Origin of the sequence: Roseovarius sp. 10, assembly GCF_033100315.1 — a bacterium.
Taxonomy (GTDB): domain Bacteria; phylum Pseudomonadota; class Alphaproteobacteria; order Rhodobacterales; family Rhodobacteraceae; genus M30B80.
Genome location: NZ_JAWLVH010000004.1, coordinates 12,959 through 34,896, shown reverse-complemented (window position 1 = coordinate 34,896; position 21,938 = coordinate 12,959). Strand labels below are relative to the sequence as shown.

The window sequence follows — 21,938 nt, the reverse complement described above, 5'->3', positions numbered from 1 at the left end:
CCAGAGTGTCATCGCTCAGAACGTCCTGACGCGAAGGGCGAATAGGCTCGGCCCAATCGCAATCGTCCCGCAAACCCCGCGGGTCAATCGCGCATCCAGCGATCAGCCCGACGCTCAAGATCGGCACGATCAGTGTTTTGAAGGTCATGACGGATTTCCTTGGACGTTTGCAGTGCGCGAACACGGGCATCGGCGCGGCGGATGGCTAGGTCGGCCTCTGCGGCGTGCTTGCCCTGCCGGAGCAGGATCCAGACGGCGATGCACACCGCGGCGATGAGCGCGCCCCAATAGGCGAAGCGCCGACCAAGGCCCGCGAACAGCATGGTCAGGATGGCACTCATGCGGGTGCCCCCGGAGAGAGGGCCAAGCAGCGCGTATCGAGCAGCAGTACGGTTTGCCCGCGCGCATCGGCGCTGGCCCGCACGTGTTCATGCGTACGGACAGCGGCATCTTCGCAGGCGATAAAGTCGGGAAAGCGAACTGAGCTGATCCCACTGCCGCAGTCAGGCAGGCTGTCGCCTGCGATGCAGGAGACAACGATCAAGACCCAGGTCATGGCGTTTTCCCCGAGCGATAGTCGTCAATCCGGGCCTCCTTGGCGCGCAGCGCGTAGATGATGACGCCGACGAACACGGCCGCGCCGATCCATGGCAGGGCATTGGAGAGCCAGCTTTCTAGCCCGACCAAGGTGAACACGCGCCCGGCCATATCGCGGGCCTGTTCGGCCTCCATGAGTGCAGGTGCGACCTGGCTGCCGATCGATCCCGCCGCGCCAATGACACCGAGACCGATCTGCGCATTGGACGCTGTTACGATCCGGCTTTCTGCAGGCGCGCCGGATGCACGCACAGGAGCGATTTCGCGAGGGGCGGCATTCTCCAGAGCTTTGGTCAGCGCCGCGTCGATGATCGGCAAAAGCGGCAGGCTGTTGTCATCGCGAAAGGCCAGGATGGCAGCGCGGGTGCGCGGCCCGATCTTTCCATCGATCTGACCCACCTCGTGATAGCCGAGCTCCTTCAGACGTCCTTGCACCGCCTCGACTGACATCGTCACGACAGGCGCGACATTGCCCGCGCGCCGTATCCCGAGGAGCTTTGAGACCGGGTAGCGCTTCACATTGACGGCGTCGTTCTGATTGCCACCAAGGCCCCAGACCCATTGTCCCTCGATCCGGTCGATGAAGAACACATGGCCCTGCCAGCTGGACGAGCCGCGGGGGATCACGCCGATATCGCCTTGCTGGGCGTCCACCACCTCGATGGGGACGCCCCACTCGAGGTAAGACCGTGCCGTCAGCTTGCGGGTCGAGCGTATCCCGGCCCGCTCGAGGCAGTGTCCGACGAAGGCTGCGCACCAGGCCACAGAGTCATGCTCGACCCAGTCGTGACCGACCGAGTCATACATCTCCATGATGACGGGATTGTCGGCGGGGCCCGGCCCCTCGGTCGTGCCGATGTAGCTGCGGGCGATATCGAACGGCGTCATGGTTGTCTCCCATGCAAAGCAAAACGCCGCCCCAGATGGGACGGCGAATAGGATTTTGTGAGTGGTGGGCGTGTTACTTTTTACGGCAGAGCCAGGCGGCCAGCAGTGCTTCCGCCCCACGTGGGCCAAGATAAGCGAGGGTTGCGACGAACCCGGTCGAGACGGGCTGCGAGAGGCCGATATAGCGTGCTGCTGCCTCCCCGATCAGCGCCATGCCGACGGCGACGGGGATTTCCCAGAGGAGTTCCTTGCCGAAAAAGCGGCGGTTGCCGAGCTTTACCTCCCCCGAATGCCACATCAGCCGTCCGGTAAAGGCACCGATCAGCGTGGTCACGGCCCCACCGAAGAACGAGTTGATCATGTCGATGAACCCACCGTCATTCATGGGCGTGCCTCCTCGAGCGCCGCCACCCGGGCGGCCAGTTCCTTGACGGCCTCGATCAAGAGGCCGGTGATATTGCCGTAAGCGACGGAGAGCTGGCCCGCCTCATTGTCGCGGACCACCTCGGGCAGCACAGTCTCGACCTCCTGGGCGATGACGCCGATCTGGCGGCTGCCATCCATGGTGAAGCGCACCCCGCGCAAGGCGCTGACCAAGGCCAGCGCGTCGACGATGGTCTCCACATCGGATTTCAGCCTGATATCAGACGAGGAGACGAAGTTCGGGGCCGTGACGACGCCGGTGAAGGTCGCGCCAGCGAGCGCAGCCTTCGCCGCGATCGCCGCGTCGTAATCCGCCGCCGACTTGGTCGCCATGGTCCCGAGCCCGAGGTTCGTGCGTGCCACGGCGGTGTTCGCGAGCCCCGCCAGATTGCCGGCCGCATCGAGAAGCGCGTCCCAGCCCGTGTTCGTGGCGTTCCGGCGACGCAGAACCGGCGGAGAGACCGAGGTATCGACCCAGAGCATGCCAGCCGTGGTTGCCGTTGGCGCCAAGGCCCCCGCACTCGTCGATTGCAGGGCCGCGATCACCTCATTGATGCGCGCCCGAACGGCCGCGCCCGCGTCGTTGGCGATCACGAAGCTGGATGTCTGGGGCATTACGCGACCTTATCGGCATAGAGCCGCAATTGGCTGACGATGGGCGTGTAGGACGCATCCTTCGTCGTGAGAAACGCCCGCGCCTCTACCGCGCGGGCTTCGATTTCGTGGTTGTCGAGACGACCCCAGGGGCCCCAGTTGGGCGATGCGGCCGGATCGTCGTCGGTCTCGCGGATCTCGAAGAGCACGTCGATTTCTGCACCGGCCGATCCGTCAAAGTCGGCCCATGTGTCCATCAGCGCGGTGCGGGCATCGATGCGGTCATTCAACGCGAGTGCCGCCACGCCGATTTCCGAGCGCAGTCGCACGCGCTTCACGGCGCCAAGATCAAGACCGGCGGCAAAGGCGTATTGGCCGTCCATCGTGCTGACCTGCGTCACACCATTCGCGGTCGCCGTGGCGAGCGTCAGGTTCGAACCCGTAACCTGTAGCCCTGATTTCGGGCCGACGAAGCCGGGATCAGCCTGCAGGAAGTCCAAAGTCGAGAAGGCAAGCACCTGCGCGCCCTTGGTTGAGACCCTGGTTTCAGGACCGGCACGGCCGCCGCTGTCCTCGGCGCGCACCAGGTAGGTGCCAGGTTTCAGAGGCACGACGGCGATGGCTTCGCTGCCGGAGACCCGGTCCATCGAATAGCTGTCGGACCAGGTGGCCGTCGCTTCCTTGGAATGCCGGATGACGATGTTGCCGCCCACGCGAACATCGGGATCGGCCGAGCGGGTCCATTTCAGGATCGCAAGGCCGCCGGCCGTTTGGAGCGTCACATTCTCGAGCTGTGCTGGCGGGGCAGTTAGCCCGAGGATCTCTGCCTCGGTCCGTTGCCAAGGCGAAGAAACGCCCAGAACCGAGATCGCTTTTACCCGGAAAGCCCAAGCCCCCGGCGCGATGTCGCGAATTTCAAGCGCAGTTCCGTCGGTGCGGCCATAGTCGATCCAGTCGGCCCCGCCAGAAAGTTTGCCCTGCAGCTGATAGGCCGCGACAAACCCGGAAGGTGCCGCCTCCCAACTGATTTTCGCGAGCACCTTCAGCCCCCCGCCGTCCCGCGTCACATAGAGGTCCTCGGTGACCTGCGGTGCGCCGGGTGCCGGGATGTCGTAAGCATTGGGCAGCGCCGTCCGTGGGGCAGCTGCGTAGATCTGCTGCTCGGACGCCGACCAGTCATAGACCAATGGCGAGGTCTCGCGCAGGACCAGTTCCGGCAGGAGCAGTGCGCCATCGCCCGAGGCCGTCAAATCGAGGCTCACCCCATGCACCTCGAAGGGTTTGGCGGCAAAGCCCCAGCGGGCGTAGGACAGCGTCACCACATCTCCGACGGTGGCCGCCCAAGCCGAAAGCTTGCCCGAGAGCCGCACCGTCATCTGCCGTCGCGCGCGTTCAAGTTCGATCTTTGCAAGCCGCTGCGCCATCGAGGCAGAGATCGTGAAGGGCAGCGAGATATCGCGCCATTTCCGCTCACCGCCGTCCTCTGCGAGGTAAACATCCGAGGCGTAAGCCGGGAAGTCATCCGGCTGCCAATCGTTCTCGGGGCTGACGAACTGTCCGCGCACGCCGTTGAAGTTCGACGACATCGTGACGCGTGTCGCCAAGGTCAGCCCGCCTTCGCGGACATGGTCCGAGGTCAGCGCGACATCCGGCGCGCGCCACGCCCCCGCGTGGATACGCCAGGCCCCGCCCGAGAAGGCGCAGCGCCCGGCGAAGGACGACAGCATCCCCTCGATGATCGTCTTCGGGACCTCCGAGAGGGTGATCACCCCATTGCAGGCGTAACGCGGTTCGAACCCGCCACCCGCGAGTGGGACGGTCTCGTCACAGATATTGGCGGCTTCCACGAGGGACATCTCGTCGATCCCGTCTGGCTGGCCGATGCGCGCGCCAATGCCCCAGGTCGTGTTGGCCATATAGTCGGCAAGGCAGAGGGCGGGGTTCTCGGAATAGCCTGCGGTTTGCGTCCGCGGGTCCCAGATATCGTCCTTGCCCTCCAGATCCACCGTGATGTTTGGGATCCCGCCCGGGAAGGCATCCTGATCATAGGTGAGGCGCAGCCGGATCGCAGCACAGCCCCGCAGCCGATGGTTTTCCGTCCATTTGTCGGGCAGCGCGGATTTCAGGCCCGCGAAGGCGGTCTGGTTGGCGGCGCCCAGTTTCTTTTCGACAACGACCTTTCCGGCCCAGCGCCCCTGCGCGGTCCCGGCGGCATTCACCGCCACTTCGCCTTCAAAATAGATGGCCCCGATCGATTTGACCCGATGCGTGGCCAGCACGATCACCAGATCGAGGAACTTGTTGTCCGACCCCGAGGAGTGCAGGAAGACGATGACCCCGCCCTTGCGGGTGCGGCCATAGACGAGATCGCGCGGCACCACGGGCTCGCGGATCGTCACCGTCCGCGGCTGCATCGTCGTCTGCGGTTTCGGCATCAGGGCCTGCGCCGCATAAGACAGAAGCAGCGTCCCGCCGATCCGCAAGAGTGCCGCGCCAATTCCGCCTGCAGCCAGTACGCCGCTGATCGCCCCCGCGATCGCGGTGACGGCTGTCACGATGAAGGGCATGAATTGGGTCCGTATTTAGATGGGCCAGGCAAGCCGGCAAGAGGTGAGCGGTACGGTCACGAGGCCCTCCGGCGCCATGCCAACGGCCGAGGCCCCGTTGCAAATGCCAAACCCAAGGCCGGTATCGGCCAGTACGATGTCGCCGCGTTGCGCAAGCAGAACGGCTTGGCGTGGTTCTCCCAAAAGGGAGCTGCCCATCTCCTCGAGCGAGGCCCAGCCCAGGCGGCGCATCACACGCTCGCCGCCGAGCGCGGTGGTGTAGCGCCCGCGCCAGAGGGCCGCGATGTCCTCACCGCCGGTCAGTATCATGCGGACCTCAAAAGCGAAGGTCGGGCAGTCATGAACGCCCCAAACGAAGGGCTTTGCCCGTGCCGTATCGATGGCTGCGGCCAGTAGGCGATCCCAGTGATCAACGCGGGTCATGTCTATCCACGCCCCCAGGTGATTTCGCGATCCTGGATCGCGGTCACATATTCGAAGCCAAGGTCGCCCGGGAACAGCACCTGTTGGCTTTCATGGGTGTAGCGCCAGGTCCGCGCCACGGTCAGGTCGATCAGACGGTTTTCATAGCTGATGGTGATCGTGCAGGTGTCGGCGTCATCCTTGATTTCCGGGATATCGAGCCTGCCTGAGAAGGCCTGAACCGGATCGGCGATGATGCCGCCATCCTCAGTTAGAAGCCCCAGCCAGATCCGGCCCGGCAGGCCCTGACGCGCTTCATCGATGGCCATCTGCACGAGGTCCAGCGGCAGGCCGGAAAGCGAGACGGCGGTGCCGCCGGCCACGACCTCCCCGGTTTCATCGAGCGAGCCGAGGCCCAGAAGCGACCCAGCCCCGGCCCAGCTTTGACCGTTCCAATTCACCTCTCCCAGCCCTGACCAGATCCGGACCCAGCCCGTCGCAAACTCGCCCTCGAAGAAGATGACCGGTCTGAGGCTTTGATCAGCCAGCGCAGTGGCGAAGGCGAGGGTCAAATCGCGGCTCATTAGACTGCCTCCCGCGCTGAGATTGTAAATCGGTGCTGATCCGCCCGGCCGATGACTGAGGGAACCGGTGACGTCAGCCGCAAAAGAACCGACGGGGCATCAAGGCCGAGCAGCGTTCCGACCGGCACGGAGGCCCGGAGCGGCGGCACGAAGGCGAGCATCGCCTCACTGCCGATGGGCGTCACATCCGCCGTCAGCTGATAAAGCCGGGTGGTGGCATCCGAACCCAGCTGTAAGAAATCCCCCGCGCGAAGCCCAAGTCCCCAACCGGCCGTGCGAAGGGTGGATGCCCCAGCGACCTGCGCCTCGGTGACATAGGGATTGCCCGCTGCCACCGGCAGCTCGATCGAAGGATCGGGGAAGAGGAACCGACCCCGCAATCCACCAAGGGCCGTAAAAAATGCCGATAACCGTCGGGCCTTCGCCCCCTGTGTCACCGCCATTTCGATCTGGTATTCCCACCAGGAGGCACCCCAGTCCTGGATTTGGGACGTGCCGGTGAATGGCGAACGGGCCTCGGCGACCGACGTGACCAGCCGCCGCTCGAGCGAGGTGACGAGCGTCAGCGGCAAAACAGGAATGGCCATTTCAGATCACCTGACCCCGGCGTCGGCCATCGGCCACGCTTTCCTTGGCAATGCGGGCGATTTCCGGAATGGCCGCGCGAAGGCGCGCGTCGATCTGCTCGGCCACGCCCATCTGTGCCCCACGCGCGTCGATGTTCACGGTGACGCCCGCGCCAGTGCTGCCGCCCCGACCATAGTTCGCCGCTTCTCGCCGGTTCAGCACCCGCTCTCCCCGCTGCAGGATCGTCGGGACCTCGTCGGGGCGGAGACCCGCCCAACCGCCGGAATGCATCCGGGGCGCCGCCGCGAACGCCAGCGCTGGTACCGAGCGAGTGTGTCCCGATAACCCTACGATGCCGCCCGCATGCGAAACGGCCGCCGCGACGGACCCGCCGCCGAAGATGCCCGAGAGCGCCGAGGCGATGGGCCCCAGCACCGCGCGCTTGAAGGACAGGACCGCAAGGTCCGCCAAGATTGAGCGCACGAGGCCCTTGAAGTCGAACTTGCCGGTCTCGACGAAGCTTCGGAATGCGCTTTCCGCGCCACTGAAAGCGCCGGTCAATGTCTCGCCGAGGCCTTTGCCCCAGTTCAGAGCATCCGTGGCATAGGCCTGAAGGGACTCCGAGACTGCACGCCACCCAGTGGCGATCCGATCCCCAGCGCTCCCGGCTACACCACCAGCTCGGCCCATAGCATCTGACAGCCGATCTGCTGAGACAGTCGCCTCATCCAGCGCGGCTGCGCCTTCTTCGCCGGTGCCGGCAACGGCGTCACGCAGCGCACCCCAGGAGGTGAGTGGTACCGTCGCGCCATTGGCGAGATCGGTCGCAGCCTGACGGTACGTGTTCGCGGTGGCCAGTGCCTCGGTCGCGATGGCGTCAAGGCCAAGGTCAGGGGCCGTGAGCGGGCTATCTTCGAAGGCTCGGCGAAAGGCATTTGCCGCTGCCGTTCCAGCATCTGCGGAGGCCCCGGCAAACGGGTTCGGGATGTCATCGAGACTGATTTCGCCGATCTGACCAAAGGTCGTCTCGATCCCGACCGCCGCCAGCGCATCGCGAATTCGACCCGTGAACGCGTCAATCCTGCGGATTGCGCCGTTCAGCATGGCTTCGATCCCGTCAAGCATGCGGTTTGCAGCCGAGAAGACCAGATCCCCGATCACATCCGGCAAGCGCGACCAAATCTCGCGCACGGCCAAAAGTGCGCCCTCAAACGTGTTGGCGGTGGTGTTGCCGAAGCTAACGACGCTCTCGATGGCGCCGGCCATGCCTGAAGCGGCATCAGCCTTCAGATCGTAGAACATGGCTGTGGCCGCGGCCCCAACGCTTGATGCCCCCATCTTGATCCGGTCCCAGACCTCGACTGCGACGTCCTTCAAGAGGGCCATGGCTTCGCCAAAGCCGCCTGCACTGGAGGCCAACCGGGTGAACCAATAAACCAGCTCGCCCGCGCCGACGATCAGGACGCCAATGCCGGTGCGGATCAAGGCGCCTCTGAGCACCACCAGCGTAGTGGCGAGCCCGCGCACTGACAGCGCCGCGGCAGCCATCGCCGCGACCCAGCGTCCAGCGAGGAAGGTGGCAAATGTCCCCGTGTAGATGGCCAGCCGATCAAGGTTGGCCAGCACAGCATCAAAGGCCCGGCTGATCGGGCTGGTGCTGGACGCAAGGGTGACAAACGCATTGGCCACTGCCTCCAGAGACGGGGCGAGCGCCACGGCGATCCGGTTGCGCACGCCAGTAAACACCTGGCCGATGCTGACCAGCGCCAATTCCGACCGGCGCATAGCGGCGATGGCATCTGCATCAAGCACCGCCCCAAGCGCCTGCGCCTGCGCCCCGAGCCGGGTCATCTCTGCCCCGCCGTTTTGCAGCAGAGGGATCAGCCGCGTGGCATCCGAGGCCATCGCCTCGAGATAAAACGTCATCTCCTGTTGGCTGACACCCGCCCTCTCGAGGCTGTCGACATAGAGTTGCAGCGCCTCAGGCCCGGATAGCCGTGCAAACTGATCGGCCGTCACGCCAACGCGCAGCGCGATGTTCTCGAAGAAATCCGCCATCGGGCCGCCGCCGGTTTGCAGGAAGTCGCCCACCCGGTCGTTCACGTCCTTCAGAATATCCGCGAGTTTTTCCTGCTCGATGCCCACTGTGGCCGAAGCAGCCGACCAACGCTGGAAGACCTCCGGGGTCGCATTAGCCACCTGGCTGAGTTGGCCGATTTCGTTGGCCGCAGCCACAGTCGAGCGGGTCATCGCGACAACGGCACCGGCCAAGGCAGTAGCCGCAGCAGTCGCCGCGATCCGGGCCCGGCGGGCAAAAGCCGCCATGCGTGCGTTGGCTTGTTCCATCTCGCGCGAGAGACGCCCCAAGCCGCGCGCACCGGCCTCTCCGACGCCTTCCAACTCGGCACGAACCTGGCGCCCGCCCGTCGCGGAAAGCCGGACGGATACACGTTTCTCTGCCATGGAAGACGTCCTCAAAAGCGTCAGACCTCGTTCCAAATGGAAACGAGGTCAGGTCAGGCCTGATCCGGCCTGCATGGTTTCACTGATCTTGCGCACCATCACCGCCTCGATGGGCGGCAGCAGTTCCGCGATGATTAGGGGCGAGAGCCCGAGGGCCGCCCCGAGTTGGAGGGCTGCGCCCATGTCCCAGCCGAGGACAGCGCCGCCGCTCATGCCGCCAGCAACGCGCACCTGTCCGCCAAGGCGCTGGACCAAATCCCAGGCTCTCCAACCCTCGAGGGTCAGCGGTTTATGCAAACTGCGCGGGCATTCCGCGCACATAAAGGTGCACGCCGCGCAATACTCACCGCCCCCGCCGAACTCCCAGTCGGCGAGAGCGGTCAGGCGTTTTTTTCCGCATCCAGAATGAGCGCGCCAGCGATATATTTCGTCTGAAAGGCCTCGAAGATCGGCCAGAGTTCCAGAAGAGCGTCGATGCCGTCAGGCGTGATGGGCAGCGGTTTTCCGTCTTCGTCTCCGACGCCCTCCCAATCCTTCACGACGATGCGCCCGACAGCCTTGGCCACGATGCGCGCGAGGTCATCGTTGGAGGCGCTCCCGTCAGCATCACTGGCATCACCGGCGGCCGCGACGATCGTCGGATCGCTGCGGGCGCCCAGCATGATGGCGGTGGTCAGGGGCTCGACCAGCAAGCGGACGCCATGGCCGAGATCAAGCCAGCGCGGTTCATTCGACAGGTTCAGGCGCAGCATGGTTAGTAAACCTCGCGGTCGTTGGTCAGGGTGACGGTGCACATCCGGCCTTCAACGGGATCGCTGGCGGCTTGCCAGTCGAAGGTGGCCTGCACGCCTTGCGGGCCCGAAATCTCGATCCGGGGGCGTGGAAGGTAAACAGCGTGGGCGGTAACGGTCAGATTCTCGCCCGTTGGCAGCGTGTAGGAGAACTCCAACTCGCAGGCCTCGCCATTGATCGCTTGCGTTACCAACGTCTGGTCAGCGAAGCGCACGACGACATTGCCGGTCAGTGCCGCAATTGAGGGATCCGCACCGTCGATCTTGCCATCCGCGCGGATCGTTTCAATCCGGTCGAGATTGTTGGCATAGGTAAGGTCGGCAGAGACAACGTTACCGATATTGGCCCCGTTCCGCGTGATGGCTCCGTTGAAATGCCCGAAACGTTTCAGCGCGATCGTGGCTGGTGTGCCCGCCGCAGTGCTCGTGGTGATCGCTTCACCCTGTGCCACGATGCTGGCCGTCGCGGTTAGCAGTCCAGAGCGCGCCATCTGCCAGTTCAGGGTGTCCACCATGCAGCCGGAATACATCGCATAGCGCGGCACCTCAGGCATGCCGGTCTCGACTGAGAAGCTGGGCAGCGCCCAGTTTCCGGAGCGGAACTCATGCGTGTAGGGGGCATCGGCACCCGTTGTGGTGGGCGCGCCAAAAGCAGCCTTCAGCCAAAAGCCAAACGCCTCGGCATCGATCGGGATGACCACATCGCCATCCGCTGTCACCGCATCCTTGATGGGAGCCTGCGGATCCCGACCGTACCCCAGCAGTTCTGAGGTCTGCAGCGGTTGCTCTGCTCCCAGCGTCGTGCTGGCAAAGGGCATCTTGGTGTAGCCGCTCAAAGGCGGCGTGCCATAGGTCGTTTCGAACGCCAGCGCCATTTGCGCCCGCGCGCCTTGGGCTCGTGCCATGGTGTTTCTCCTTGAATTGGTCTGGTCAGCCCAGCGCGTCACTGGTCGCGTAGTGAAGGGTGATCGGAATGATCCCGGCTTTCAGAGAGGCGGCCCCCTCGACCGGTAGATCGACAGGTTCAGCAGCATCCGGCTCGACCCAGTCGCATAGACCCCGCAAAGTACGGTCCGCGGCGATCACAGCGCCGACCTGCGCGACAAGCGCATCGAAAAGGGCGTCCCGATCCGTTGTTGATTGCACGATCATCTCGAGTTCAGCGCGATGCTGGAAATGGTAGGTCAGCGGCGACAACGTCACGCCTGGCTCTCCCGGGGTGCCGTCGCGCAGGATCATCAGCCCTGCGGGCGGGATGCGTTCTGGGAGAACCTCCCCGCGGAGAACTGGCACATGCGGGATCGTCCTGAGCAGGTCCGCCAGGGCGGTCAGGATGGTTTCGCGGGTGGTGGGCATTGTTGAGTTCTGCCTTGTTGACCTTTAGATTTAGCGGAAACTCGCAAAAGGGCGGGAATGCGATGACTCGAAAGCCAAGCCACGGTTGGAGTACTGCTCAACAAGGCGGATATCGGAACGGCAGTACGGTTCGGACTGTCTATAAGAAACCGCCGCCTGTTGATCAGGCGCTAACGGTTCTCCAAGCGGCGGGCTACGGATACGATGTAAACTCGCTCTGTCAGAACCCAAAATGCCTGAGGAAAACAAAGCACAGTGCTGCAAACCTGGCTGCAGACTATGCCAAGCTTTCGAACCTAACGCTTGAGCAGATAGGCGCCCAAACCCCATGCAAGCACTGCAATTCCGAAAAGAGCTTGCTGCTCTTCTATTCTAAGCCGTGATTGACGATCAGGGCTTCTTCGCCTCCATCCAATTCGCCAAAATCAGCCCCGGTATCGCTGCCTGCGCTCGTTCTGCGTCCCGCGCCAGCGACAGCCTTTTGGCGAGTTTCACCTGCGGCACCAAGAGGAAAATCGGCACCGTACTCTGTCCACGCCCAGTCTTGGATCGAGAGGCCACGCCCAGCCCGCGACTGTTCAACCGCCCGTCGGCCACGAGCAGGCTTGGACCGCCCCGCCGATAGACAAAGCGCAGGCGCAGACCGCGCCGCCTTTCCCATTCGCCGGGCGTGAGCGCCTTGCCGCGCGTGCCCTTACCGGCCGCTGGCGTTGGGATCGCAAGCCAGAACCCGTCTTTCGACCTGATCAAGGGTCCCGTGTCATGCGCCCCGATGATCTGAGGAGCATTCGACCAGACCAGTGCGGCCGCCTCGAGGCTTTCGCCCGCAGCGGGATAGGTCTTCGACCTGATCGTGTTGGCAAGCCGCTGTCCGAGGCGGGCGCGCGTGATTTGGGCGCGCCAGTCGGATTTGAGACCAGCGCCTGCAACGCGCATGGCCGTGGTCACGGCCTTTTCGCCAGCGAGGATTTCAGCGCGCATGGCGTTGACGATGTCGCCCGTGACGGAGAGGTCGAGTTTCACGCGGGCGTCGCCTCGATGGTCCAGATCAGCCTCTCGCGATCGCGGATCGGTTCGCCCTGGATCAGGAAGGTTTCATCACCGATGAGGATCTGCTCGTCAGGGCGGGGCGCAGGCAGTTCCGAGACGCGCACATCAAAGCGCATAGTCTCTGAGACCAGGCGCGCGGCCCCGAACGTGGTCACATCATCATTGCGACGCATGATGATGCGGATGCGGGTGAACTGCCCTTCGCTGTCGCGATGCCAAGCCTCATGGGCGAGGTTCGGATCAGCGAAGAGCAGATCGAGGGCCACGGCAAAGGCCGTCATGTCTCAGCGGCCTCAGTTCGAGCTGAAGATCCGGATCGCCAGCCGTGGGCGCTTGTTCACCGGCAGGATTGATGCCTCGGTCATCAGGTCGATCCAGCGGCCTTTGGTGTCCATCATCTGCCGCGCGTAAAGCGGCAGACCGACGGTGTTGGCCGTCTCGAGCAAGTTGGCCGGCCCGCCATAGGTGGTGAAAGTATCGAAGGTGCCAAGCGGGAAGGCGATGCCTTCGCCCGCGGGGATCAGCCGTTCTGAGGTGCCGTTCGAGAGGGTGACCGAGCCGTTGTATTCCTCAAAAAGAATGCCTGCGAACGGGAAGGCGCGGCGCATATCCTCGCGCAAGGGCTGACCGCCGGTGGCCGAGAAGAATTTGTAGGCCTCCTCGGTCTTGGGGTGGCTGATCAGCTTGTCGAAGAACTCCGAGCTGACCAGCGCGTGCGCCGTGGTCATGGTCTCGCCGAGCAGGTTGTCCTCGATCCCGCGCAGCACGGTGCGAACCTTGCCCTGCACGTTGGTGCCAGCCGTGCCAAAGACGAAGTCGACCGAGATCATCTCCAGCCCGAACTCGGTGAAGTAGTTGTAGAGCGTCGTGCCCGCGCCATCCTTCACGATGCCCCGGAGCGCATTCATCTCCATGTATTCGCGGGTCTGCGCATGCTTGCGGCGCATCAGCGTCAGCTTGCGGTTCATCACCTCGACCAGCGGGTCTGCCGCATCCGACAGGCCCAGCGCGGGCATGCCCTGGATATCGGCGGGCAGAATCACATCGTCATGCGGGATCCAGGGCAGGGCGAAGCTGCGCATGGAGCGCTGCTCGCGGGTGCCGACAGTGGCCGGCGCGCCCAGCGGCACCGAGGGCAGCAGGCTCAAGACGCCCTCGCGCTGTTCGATGACAACCGAGCGTTGCGTCACGCCCTCGAAGCGGAAGAGGCCGATCTGGCCGAGGCGGGTGTAGAGATTGGGCAGGATGTTGATGGCCTGCGTCATCTCGGCGAGCGAATAGCCGCCCGCGTCAAACGGGTTGCGCGTGATAGTCATGGGGAACTCCGGGAATGAGGGGAGGAATCTTGCGGCCGGATCAGGCGGCGTCGCGTGGGATGATGCCGAGCGCGGTCAACTGGGCGTGTTTGGCCGCCGTCTTGGCTGCGTCATCGACACTGGCGTCGAAGACGAGCGCCGCTTTCGAGACGATGACAGGACCGCGCAGTACGACGATGCCGGTCGCATCCGCCGCTGTCGCGTCAACATCGTAAAGAAGAACTGCTGCCGCGTTCTGCGCGCCGTCAGTGCCAGTGGCGGTGCTGAGTTTCATCTTGCCGCTCGCTGTGATGCGGCCGAGCACAGCGCCAACGGGGTAGCTGGTGCCGGCCAGCAGCGTGACGGTCTCGCGGGTGAAGTTGGGGTTCAGCTCGTATTTGAGGACATCGCCCATGGTGGGCGGTTGGGTCAGCACGGACATGGGCAATCTCCGAAGATGTGGGGGGCAAAAAGAAATCCCCCGCCGGGGAGGAACGGCGGGGGATTAGGTGGGCGGTGCAGATTTCAGGGAGAGCAGTTCAGCCCCTGCTGCCCGCCGAGGCAGCCTTCTTCGCGGCAACCACGATGGGGCTTTCCGTAGATTTGGGCAGAACTGGGGATGGTGGGGCCGCAACGATGTCGCGGGCATCCGCTGCGGCGGAGGCGCGTTGAAGGACCAGTTTGCGGAGGGCTTCTGGCGCAGTGCCATCGCGGAGCGCTTTCGCAGCATCGATCGCGATGCCGAGTCGGCCCGCTTGCGCCGCGATCTCGGCGATCTCCGCTGCCGCCTCGCGAAGCTGCGCCGACAATTCCGCCAGATTGCTGGGTGGCGCAGCCGCCGGGGCGGGCAAAGGCGCGGCAGCTGCCACGGGCGCGGGGTCTTCTTCCTGCACGCTTTGTTCAGCTTCCTGCTCACCTTGTTCAGTCGCGCTCTCCAGCACGGTGTTCTCGGCATCGCTGATTTCCGTGTTTGCCTCAGTGGCGTCAGTTGTGGCGCTCATGGCGGCCTCCTTTGCTCGGGGATGACTGGCGCGGAGCAGCCGCGCGGTAGGTGATGGGGCAGACAGGCTTTCGCGAAAGCGAGCAAAGCCACGGGTGAGGTCGATCACCTCATCGGCCAGGCCTGCGGCGACGGCATCGACCCCGCGATAGGTCGCGGCTTCGGTCGCCAGCGCCGCATCTTGGCTCAGACGCCCAGCGCGCCCTGCGGCGACGGTCTCAGTAAAGAGGAACCGCAGGACATCGATCTCGCGCTGGATGTCGTCGCGCACGTTTTCGGGCAGCGGCTCATACGGATTGCCGTCGACCTTGTGCTGGCCCGAGTGGATCAGCGTGACGCGCACGCCGTCCTGATCGAGCTGGCCGCTCAGATCGGCATGCATCACCACCACGCCGATACTGCCCACGGAACCCGTGCGCGGCAGAAGGATGCGGTCCGCCTGGGAGGCCAGTGCGTAGCCTGCCGAGAAGGCATGTTCGGCGACGAACGCCCAGACGGGCTTGCGGCTGCGAATGGCACGAATGCGATCTGCGAGGTCAAAAACCCCGGCAACTTCGCCGCCAAAGCTATCGATTTCCAATGCGATGCCGCGGACTGCCGGATCCCCGGCTGCAGCCTCAAACTGAGCCGCGATCCCCTCATAGCTGGTCTGACCCGAGGACTGGCCTATCCAGCCCCCGCGATGGATCAGCACGCCGGCAATCTCAATCACGGCGATGCCGTCCACGACCGGGTAGGGCGCATCGCCGTGTTGCTGTAGGCGCTCGGTGAGGTTCTCGGCCAGAATGCTGGCGCGCGCGGGAAGATATGCGGCGCCATCTGAGGCCCCGTCGCTCTCCACCATCTCGATGCGCCGCCCGAGAATGCGCGGTCCGAGGCCAGATAGAAAAGCCATGGCCTTGGTGGGTTCAACCAGCAGCGGCGTATTAAACGCGCGCGCGGCAATTCGGGCGTGGAGCATCAGGGCTGGTCCTCGTCAGGGCGCGGGCGGTCTTCCGCGTCATCGGTCTCATTGTTTGGCTCGGTCTCATCATCCTCGATCGGAACTGACTGGACGCCTTGCGCGGGCGATCCCGGCCGGCGGAAATCAAGGCCCAGCGCGCGCTCGCGTTCTCGCTCAGCGGCGATTTCGCGGTCGACCTGCTCGGCGTCATAGCCGCGCTCAGCGATGGCCTGTGTGCGGGATTTCAGCCCCGCCTCGATCTGCGCGATCTCGGCATTGGCGTCCTTCAGCGGATCGACCCAGTCCCATTTCGTGGGGAGCCAGTCGGCGGCAAGCATGCGTGGGCGCTCGGCTTCATAGCCGGGCAAGGCCAGCGCGCCGGAGAGCACCGCAAGATCGAGCCACCGTGCATAGACCGGGCGGCAAAGCTGATAGACCATCACTGAGTGCTGCCATGCTGAAACCCGACGGCGGAACTCGATCAGCGCCAGGCGCGAGTTCGAGAAGTTCCCCTTCACCATGTCATTGGCGAGATATGGATAGGGGATGCCCAGCGCGGCCGAGATTTGCAGGAGCGTCCTGTACTGGAATGGCTCATAGGTCGCCCCGCTGTCGGCAGGCTGGCCGACCGTCACATCCTCGCCGGGATCCAGTCGCACGATTTGACCGGGGCTGATCTCGACGCCTGCGGGCATCTCCTCATCGTCCAAGGGGGCGAGCGGGTTCTCCGGGGCGGGTGAGGTCACGAACATCGCGTACATCGCCGCGACCTTCTTCCGGTCGAGCTCGGCATCATCGTACTGGTCAAGCAGGAAGAGCTTGACGATCGCCGGGGCCAGTTTCGAGACGCCGCGCAGCTGGCCGCCTTCCACCGGGTCGATGACGTGGATGACCTCCGAGGCGGGCACTCTGACAATCTCTCCAGAGAGCCCCGGATCGGTGCTGTCGCTCGGATGGCGACGGAAGAAGTGATAGGCCACACGGCGCCCGATCCGGTCAAACTCGATGCCCTGCCGGATGGCATTACCGTTGCGCGCCACGCCCGTTTCATGAAGCGGCAGCATTTCCGACGGCAGCATCTGTAACTGGAGCGGCACTGTCAGGCCATCCTCCACCCGCCGTGGCCGGATGCGAACAAAGACTTCGCCTGCCAGGTACACCTCACGCGCCGCGCGGCGCTGTAGCCCATAGAAATCCGTCAGCCCCTCGGCATCCGCTTCGTCGGTCCAGGCAAGCCAAAGACGCTGCAGCTCTTCCTTGCGCGTGGCATCGGCAAGTTTCGAGATCGGCTTGATGCCATCGCCGACGGTGTTGGCTGCCCAGCTTTCGACTGCGTTCACGGCATAGCCATTGTTGCGCACGAGCCAGCGGGCACGGGCGGTGATGTCGGGCCCGGAGGCCGCAATCAAGGCATTCACATGCGCGCGTGTCGCTTGGAACCCACGCAGGCGGCGATGATGCTGGCCAGCATCGAAGCCACCTATGAAGGCCCCAAGGCGCTGTCGCCAGTTCATCAGAGATCCTTCACGGCATTTGGGCGCAACACGCGCCCAGCGCCGCGTTCGAGTTTCGCGATGCGCCGTTCGACATCACCTATGGCCGCGGCAAGCTCGGCGTCGGTGCCATAATTCACCGTCTTGCCGTCATAGCTGACCGAGCGCGTGCCGCTGTAGCGCGCAGCCAAGAGCGCGCTGTGCCGGAGTTTTAGCTCTTCGATGGTCATTGGTCATTCCATGTATTTGGGCGTGCTGATCTTCCAGCCACGCCGCCGGGGCGTTGCGATCCGCCCCGCCTGCGGTTCTGTTTGTTTTTCGATCTCAGCGTGCTGGGTCGTGGGTACCGTTTCCACGCCGGCCTGCTTCTCCAGCTGTCGCCACATCCGTTCGTCGAAGCGGTCGGCGCCCAGAATCCAGGCGGCGGCCCGCGCATAGACCCGTGTGTCGAGCGCCTCGTTCCGCTCGCGCATCTTCTGCCATTCCTGGCGGGCGTAACCGCGCCGATCGCGGATCGTGACCAGTTGTTCGGCCACGAGCTGCTTCAGCCATTCGCTGTCTGTCCAATCGGGCAAGTGGATCATGCCCGCCGGGTTCGGTGCGCCCAGCGTGCGATCCTCATCGGAGGGTCGTTCGATCCGTAGGTAGCGATAGGTCTCCGCTTTGAAGGTGGCCGTGGCCACCGTCCAGAGCCGTGCCCCGCGCTTGAGCTTCCGCCCATTCACGGTCGCATCGACGAAGGTCGGACCCGAGACAGGCGTGGCCCGGTTGAATCCTTCCAGACCTTTGACAGGTGCCACCTGTGCAATGCCCTGCGCCCGTGCCCAAGCATAGACGGCGGAGGTTTCATAGCCGGTATCGATTGCGAGTTTCGCAATCGGCATGACCGCGCCCTGTTCATGCACCCAGGTCTGACCGAGCAGCTCAGTCAGTGCCTTCCAGCAGGTAGGATCACCAGGACCGCCCGGAATGACGATGTGATCGACCAGCCAGCTTTCCAGACCTCGGCCCCAAGCCCAGACATCGACCTCGATGCGGTCCTTCTGCACATCGGCCCCCGCGGTCAGGAACAGACCACCCATCGGGATCTGCGCCGCATAAGCCTCACGCCGATCCGCCAGCCGCTGCCATTCCGGCGCGTCCCCGCTTTCGACCCAGGTCTCACCCAGAAGGGTGTTCCGCGCCGCGCGCAGCATTTCGTCCGAGCCCTGGGCCGCCAGCCAGTCTCGTGCAATCTGCTCCCAGCTTTTCCAGCCGATCGGCGAATAAAGCGCCGAGAGGTGGAACCCGATCGCATTGGGGTCTGCACTGGTCGCTGTCGCCCGCCATTCCCCTCGCGCCAGCATGTCCGTCTTGTGGTGCTCGGCGATCGGGCGCTCGCAGCCCTCGCAGGCATAGGCCGCGGTTTCCGGCCGGCCCTTGTCCCAGCGCAGGCGCTCGAACTGCAGCCATTGCATATGGCCGCAATGAGGACACGGCACGAAATACCGCCGCTGGTCGCTGGCCTCGAACTCGCGCTCGATGCGCGAGAGCCCCCGTATCGTGGGCGTCGAGACCATGAACACCTTACGCCGATGCGCGAAGGTCGTGGTGCGCGCCTCGGCCAACGTGACCGGATCGCCTTCCTCGTCGGCCGAGGCCGGATAAGCATCGACCTCATCCAAAAACACATAGCGTGCGGGCATCGAGCGCAGGCCAGTGGCCGAGTTCGCACCGGTCAGCACCAGAATGCCGCCTGGGAACTCCTTCGAAAGCATCGAGTTGCCAGCATCGCGCGAACGGGCAGGTTGTACGCGCTCCTTCAGCGCCGGGCTGTCCTCAATCAGCGGATCTATCCGCCCCCGCGATGTGCGCTTGGCCATCTCCACGGTGGGCAGTACCGCCAGCATCGGGCCTGGTGCGTGGTGGATCACAAAGCCGATCCAGTTGTTGCCAGCTTCCGTCGCGCCGACCTGGGCAGCCTTCATGAAGCTGATCCGCTGCGCCGGGTTGTTTGGCGACAGCGCATCCATAATGGCGCGCAAATAGGGCGTTCGGGCCGTTCGATATTGCCCCGGTTCAGCCGAGGCCCGCGAGGATAGTTTCCTGTGCTTATCCGCCCATTTGGATACGGTCAGGTCAGGGTCGGGCCGCATCCCACGGCGCCAAGCGCGCAGGATATCCTCGGCGCCGTCAAAGGCGAGAGCGAGGCCCTCGGTCAGATCAGATGTGTTCTCCTCATCATTCAAGCGAGACCCTGAGGTCGGCCAGGGCGTCGAGCTGCTCTCGGACATGGGTTTCCAGCACCCTCTGCAAGATCGCAGTCTCGATCGTCACCGCCTTGCCGGATGCCTTCTCCATGTCTGCGGACAATTGTGCGGCCATGAGCGCCGCCACGCGTGTGGGCCAGGTGACCCAAAGATCCCGCTCTTGGCGGGCCAGACGAAACACCAGAGTCTCGGCCCGCGCGCGATCCACCAACACGCCCTTTTTCTTTTGGATCGAGAGCTGACGCTCCTGAGCCTGATAGACGGTTAGCGCCGTCCGGGCCTTAATGTAGGACGTGCTGTCGCCGGGGCCGGAGACTGCCGGACCGTCACCAGCTGCACCAAACCCACCACGTGAGCGCATCTGTTGATCCGGATCGGTCGCTGAACCGCGCCGCGCATCGGACGCCACGGCATTGATAGACCCGTCTGCGAAAAGCACCAGACGCCCGGTCTTGCGGGCCTTCTGTACGGCCCCGCGGGAGATCCCAGCATGCTCGGCATAGGCGCGTTCAGACATACCTTCCATGGCGCTTGAATTGACCTCAAAGCATTGAAAATAAACAGAAACATCTGCCTATTTGAGTTGATTACACTTCCGCTTAGAGCGATTCTCACATCAAGCAAATTGCCTGATTGGAGAAACGCAGATGACCCTTGCCACCCGCTACAACGCAGAAGCCAAACGCCTGATGCCGCACATGGCAGACGATCTCGCGGTTGACCCCGCGATCGACAACGCCGGCCACATCGACGAGATCGTGTTCCGCCGCAGCGAATACCTGGGCGGTATGGCGGCGGTTCTCCTCGCGCTGATTGCGCAGCAGAAGTGAGGGCGATCCTATGAGCACCCGCGCACAGATCGCCATCCAGACCGGGCCCGAAGAATGGGCGCATGTATACGTCCATTACGATGGTTACCCCGAGCACATGCTTCCCGCGCTAGCCGTGTGGGCGCCTGAGGATATCCTTGCCGCACGGGAAATCCGGCAGGTCAGCGCCGAGGCGCTGGATTGTTTCAACCCGCCTCGGCCGCCCCGGTTCCTCTCGCGGCCGACCTGTGAATTGTCCCATCTCTACCTCTGGCAGGACGGGCATTGGATCAATGCGACGGATTAAGCGCAGTGATCAGATAGCAATTATAGTGCTCTGATTTTGCTACGTTAATCGGCTCTTCAGAGCGATTGTGATTGCACCAAAACGATGCAACTCACCTGAAAGGCCCACGCCATGACCACCTCGACCCTGATCGCCAACTTCCGCGCCGCCGCTGAAGAGATCGAAGCGCGCCTCGCGCCCAGCGCCTGCACCATGATCGCCTCGCACAACTGGATCGTCATCGACGACTTTGGACCACTGGCCTTCACGCTGACGCCTGAAGGCAGCAAGCATCGCGCCACCTGCACGGGCCATGGCCGCGCGCACAAGGTCAACCGCTTCACGAAGGCAGATGCCGAGCATCTCGCCCAAGCCTGCAACGCCCGTGCAGCCTTCTGGGCCGACGCCGCGCGCGAGGAAGCCGCCACGCTCCGCCGCCACATTGCCACGCTCGAAGCCCTCACCGCCGCCTGATCGCACACCGGCGGGGCCAAGCGCCCCGCCAACATCCATGACAAGGATCCCCAACATGACCAAGCACCCCATCCTGCTAAGCCGCAATGAGGATTACGGTTTCTTCCGCACCCTGACTGTTTGCCCGCAGCGCGACCGCCGCAGCTCGGAGGTCTGGAGCCTTGCTTCTCGCCTGATCGCTGAAGCTATCCACGCCGACAGCGAGGACGAGATGATCGGCATCCGCGACTTTCTCGACAGTCGCATGGGCCGCCACTTCGCCGACGATGTCGTTGGCAACATGACCGGCTGCAACATCTGGCTCGAAGCCGCCATCGCCTCCGCAATCCGCCGCTGGCAAGACTGGCGCATCGATCGCAAGACCGAACGTGAGCACGGCATCCCTGCTGGGCTGCCTTATCTGACTGGCTGGGTGCAGCACTTCGCAGTCACTGCCGCGATGGATGATGCCCACTGACCTGTTTCACGACACTTTTTGAAAAGGAGCAAACGATGCCCAAACTCACCGATACACAAACCATTATACTCACCCGCGCCGCATCCCGCCCCGGCAACTTGGCCATGCCTCTGCCCGACGGGCTTGCTGGCGCTGCGGCCAAGATGACCGTCACCAAGATGATCGAGCGCGGCTGGCTTGAAGAGGTTGATGCCAATCTCCGTCGTCGCGAACCGCTCTGGCGTGAGACCGGTGATGGTCATGGCACGACCCTGATCGCAACTGAGGCTGGACTTGATGCCATCGGCATTGATCCAGTTGTCGCGAGCACGGTCAGCAATATCCGCAAGGCTCGGCCAGCGGCCAAATCTAAGGAAGTGGCCGCAGACGCAAGCGCAGGCCCTAAGCTGGTCTCTATCCGGCAAGGCACCAAGCAAGCGCTCTTGATTGAGATGCTGCAGCGCCCCGAAGGTGCCTCGATCACCGAGATCGTTGAGGCGACATCTTGGCAAGCACATACGGCGAGAGGTGCAATCTCTGGGGCGCTCAAGAAGAAGCTCGGCCTAGCAATCACTTCCGAGAAACACCCCGAGCGCGGCACTGTTTACAAATTGGACGCGGCCTGATTCCGCCAGTCATCGCCAGCGTTCGAAAAGCCGGCGCAGCGCATA

At 64.0% G+C, this 21,938-nt stretch carries 28 protein-coding genes; 5 read left to right on the top strand and 23 right to left on the bottom strand.

Annotation, left to right across the window (positions count from 1 at the left end):
• Positions 1–83: 83 nt before the first annotated feature.
• From RYZ18_RS13225 to RYZ18_RS13115, 23 genes are all read right to left on the bottom strand, one after another.
• Positions 84–341: a hypothetical protein gene (locus RYZ18_RS13225; protein WP_317657347.1), complete on the bottom strand. Its 258-nt coding sequence runs from the start codon at positions 339–341 to the stop codon at positions 84–86.
• Positions 338–556 carry a hypothetical protein gene (locus RYZ18_RS13220; protein WP_317657346.1) on the bottom strand — a complete coding sequence of 73 codons (219 nt, stop codon included), beginning with the start codon at positions 554–556 and terminating at the stop codon, positions 338–340. Before RYZ18_RS13220 ends, RYZ18_RS13225 begins: the two co-directional genes overlap by 4 nt.
• Positions 553–1,485: a TIGR02594 family protein gene (locus tag RYZ18_RS13215; protein ID WP_317657345.1), complete on the bottom strand. Its 933-nt coding sequence runs from the start codon at positions 1,483–1,485 to the stop codon at positions 553–555. The genes RYZ18_RS13220 and RYZ18_RS13215 overlap by 4 nt, the downstream gene beginning before the upstream one ends.
• A gap of 73 nt (positions 1,486–1,558) precedes the next feature.
• Positions 1,559–1,870 (bottom strand): phage holin family protein, encoded by a 312-nt coding sequence (locus RYZ18_RS13210; RefSeq protein WP_048599768.1) that lies wholly within the window; start codon positions 1,868–1,870, stop codon positions 1,559–1,561.
• Positions 1,867–2,523, bottom strand: coding sequence for a tail fiber domain-containing protein (locus RYZ18_RS13205; protein ID WP_317657344.1), 657 nt, complete (start codon positions 2,521–2,523; stop codon positions 1,867–1,869). The genes RYZ18_RS13210 and RYZ18_RS13205 overlap by 4 nt, the downstream gene beginning before the upstream one ends.
• Positions 2,523–5,069, bottom strand: a complete 2,547-nt coding sequence (locus tag RYZ18_RS13200) for a phage tail protein (protein ID WP_292264658.1) — start codon at positions 5,067–5,069, stop codon at positions 2,523–2,525. The genes RYZ18_RS13205 and RYZ18_RS13200 overlap by 1 nt, the downstream gene beginning before the upstream one ends.
• A gap of 15 nt (positions 5,070–5,084) precedes the next feature.
• Positions 5,085–5,492 (bottom strand): DUF6950 family protein, encoded by a 408-nt coding sequence (locus RYZ18_RS13195; protein ID WP_317657343.1) that lies wholly within the window; start codon positions 5,490–5,492, stop codon positions 5,085–5,087.
• Positions 5,493–5,494: 2 nt separating this feature from the next.
• Positions 5,495–6,055 (bottom strand): hypothetical protein, encoded by a 561-nt coding sequence (locus tag RYZ18_RS13190; RefSeq protein WP_317657342.1) that lies wholly within the window; start codon positions 6,053–6,055, stop codon positions 5,495–5,497.
• Positions 6,055–6,642, bottom strand: coding sequence for a hypothetical protein (locus RYZ18_RS13185; RefSeq protein WP_317657341.1), 588 nt, complete (start codon positions 6,640–6,642; stop codon positions 6,055–6,057). The genes RYZ18_RS13190 and RYZ18_RS13185 overlap by 1 nt, the downstream gene beginning before the upstream one ends.
• A 1-nt stretch (position 6,643) precedes the next feature.
• Positions 6,644–9,085 carry a phage tail tape measure C-terminal domain-containing protein gene (locus RYZ18_RS13180; RefSeq protein ID WP_317657340.1) on the bottom strand — a complete coding sequence of 814 codons (2,442 nt, stop codon included), beginning with the start codon at positions 9,083–9,085 and terminating at the stop codon, positions 6,644–6,646.
• 48 nt (positions 9,086–9,133) lie between these two features.
• Entirely contained in the window at positions 9,134–9,340 is a 207-nt protein-coding gene (locus tag RYZ18_RS13175; protein ID WP_317657339.1) for a hypothetical protein, read from the bottom strand.
• 125 nt (positions 9,341–9,465) lie between these two features.
• A complete protein-coding gene (locus RYZ18_RS13170) occupies positions 9,466–9,837 on the bottom strand; it encodes a hypothetical protein (RefSeq protein WP_317657338.1) in 372 nt (123 codons plus the stop codon).
• A gap of 2 nt (positions 9,838–9,839) precedes the next feature.
• A complete protein-coding gene (locus RYZ18_RS13165; RefSeq protein WP_317657337.1) occupies positions 9,840–10,781 on the bottom strand; it encodes a phage tail tube protein in 942 nt (313 codons plus the stop codon).
• Between the two features lie 25 nt (positions 10,782–10,806).
• Positions 10,807–11,232 (bottom strand): acyl-CoA transferase, encoded by a 426-nt coding sequence (locus RYZ18_RS13160; RefSeq protein ID WP_317657336.1) that lies wholly within the window; start codon positions 11,230–11,232, stop codon positions 10,807–10,809.
• A gap of 390 nt (positions 11,233–11,622) precedes the next feature.
• Positions 11,623–12,255, bottom strand: a complete 633-nt coding sequence (locus RYZ18_RS13155; RefSeq protein WP_317657335.1) for a DUF6441 family protein — start codon at positions 12,253–12,255, stop codon at positions 11,623–11,625.
• Positions 12,252–12,563, bottom strand: a complete 312-nt coding sequence (locus tag RYZ18_RS13150; RefSeq protein WP_292068651.1) for a hypothetical protein — start codon at positions 12,561–12,563, stop codon at positions 12,252–12,254. The genes RYZ18_RS13155 and RYZ18_RS13150 overlap by 4 nt, the downstream gene beginning before the upstream one ends.
• A gap of 12 nt (positions 12,564–12,575) precedes the next feature.
• Positions 12,576–13,598: a major capsid protein gene (locus tag RYZ18_RS13145; protein ID WP_317657334.1), complete on the bottom strand. Its 1,023-nt coding sequence runs from the start codon at positions 13,596–13,598 to the stop codon at positions 12,576–12,578.
• Positions 13,599–13,638: 40 nt separating this feature from the next.
• The gene (locus RYZ18_RS13140) at positions 13,639–14,019 is read right to left on the bottom strand and encodes a head decoration protein (protein WP_317657333.1); all 381 of its coding nucleotides are present in this window, start codon (positions 14,017–14,019) and stop codon (positions 13,639–13,641) included.
• A gap of 97 nt (positions 14,020–14,116) precedes the next feature.
• Entirely contained in the window at positions 14,117–15,538 is a 1,422-nt protein-coding gene (locus RYZ18_RS13135; RefSeq protein WP_317657332.1) for a S49 family peptidase, read from the bottom strand.
• Positions 15,538–17,034 carry a phage portal protein gene (locus RYZ18_RS13130; protein WP_317657331.1) on the bottom strand — a complete coding sequence of 499 codons (1,497 nt, stop codon included), beginning with the start codon at positions 17,032–17,034 and terminating at the stop codon, positions 15,538–15,540. Before RYZ18_RS13130 ends, RYZ18_RS13135 begins: the two co-directional genes overlap by 1 nt.
• Positions 17,034–17,243: a phage head-tail joining protein gene (locus RYZ18_RS13125; protein WP_058243550.1), complete on the bottom strand. Its 210-nt coding sequence runs from the start codon at positions 17,241–17,243 to the stop codon at positions 17,034–17,036. Before RYZ18_RS13125 ends, RYZ18_RS13130 begins: the two co-directional genes overlap by 1 nt.
• A gap of 3 nt (positions 17,244–17,246) precedes the next feature.
• Entirely contained in the window at positions 17,247–19,286 is a 2,040-nt protein-coding gene (locus RYZ18_RS13120; RefSeq protein WP_317657330.1) for a phage terminase large subunit family protein, read from the bottom strand.
• Positions 19,234–19,788: a hypothetical protein gene (locus RYZ18_RS13115; RefSeq protein ID WP_317657329.1), complete on the bottom strand. Its 555-nt coding sequence runs from the start codon at positions 19,786–19,788 to the stop codon at positions 19,234–19,236. The genes RYZ18_RS13120 and RYZ18_RS13115 overlap by 53 nt, the downstream gene beginning before the upstream one ends.
• A gap of 121 nt (positions 19,789–19,909) precedes the next feature.
• Here RYZ18_RS13115 and RYZ18_RS13110 point away from each other — a divergent pair, with 121 nt between their 5' ends.
• The 5 genes from RYZ18_RS13110 (at position 19,910) to RYZ18_RS13090 (ending at position 21,893) form a co-directional block, all read left to right on the top strand.
• Positions 19,910–20,092: a hypothetical protein gene (locus RYZ18_RS13110; protein WP_317657328.1), complete on the top strand. Its 183-nt coding sequence runs from the start codon at positions 19,910–19,912 to the stop codon at positions 20,090–20,092.
• Between the two features lie 10 nt (positions 20,093–20,102).
• Entirely contained in the window at positions 20,103–20,378 is a 276-nt protein-coding gene (locus RYZ18_RS13105; protein WP_317657327.1) for a hypothetical protein, read from the top strand.
• A 111-nt stretch (positions 20,379–20,489) separates the two neighbouring features.
• Positions 20,490–20,831 carry a hypothetical protein gene (locus RYZ18_RS13100; RefSeq protein WP_317657326.1) on the top strand — a complete coding sequence of 114 codons (342 nt, stop codon included), beginning with the start codon at positions 20,490–20,492 and terminating at the stop codon, positions 20,829–20,831.
• A 55-nt stretch (positions 20,832–20,886) separates the two neighbouring features.
• Positions 20,887–21,288: a hypothetical protein gene (locus RYZ18_RS13095; RefSeq protein WP_317657325.1), complete on the top strand. Its 402-nt coding sequence runs from the start codon at positions 20,887–20,889 to the stop codon at positions 21,286–21,288.
• 35 nt (positions 21,289–21,323) lie between these two features.
• Positions 21,324–21,893: a DUF3489 domain-containing protein gene (locus RYZ18_RS13090; RefSeq protein ID WP_317657324.1), complete on the top strand. Its 570-nt coding sequence runs from the start codon at positions 21,324–21,326 to the stop codon at positions 21,891–21,893.
• The last annotated feature ends 45 nt before the right edge of the window (positions 21,894–21,938 follow it).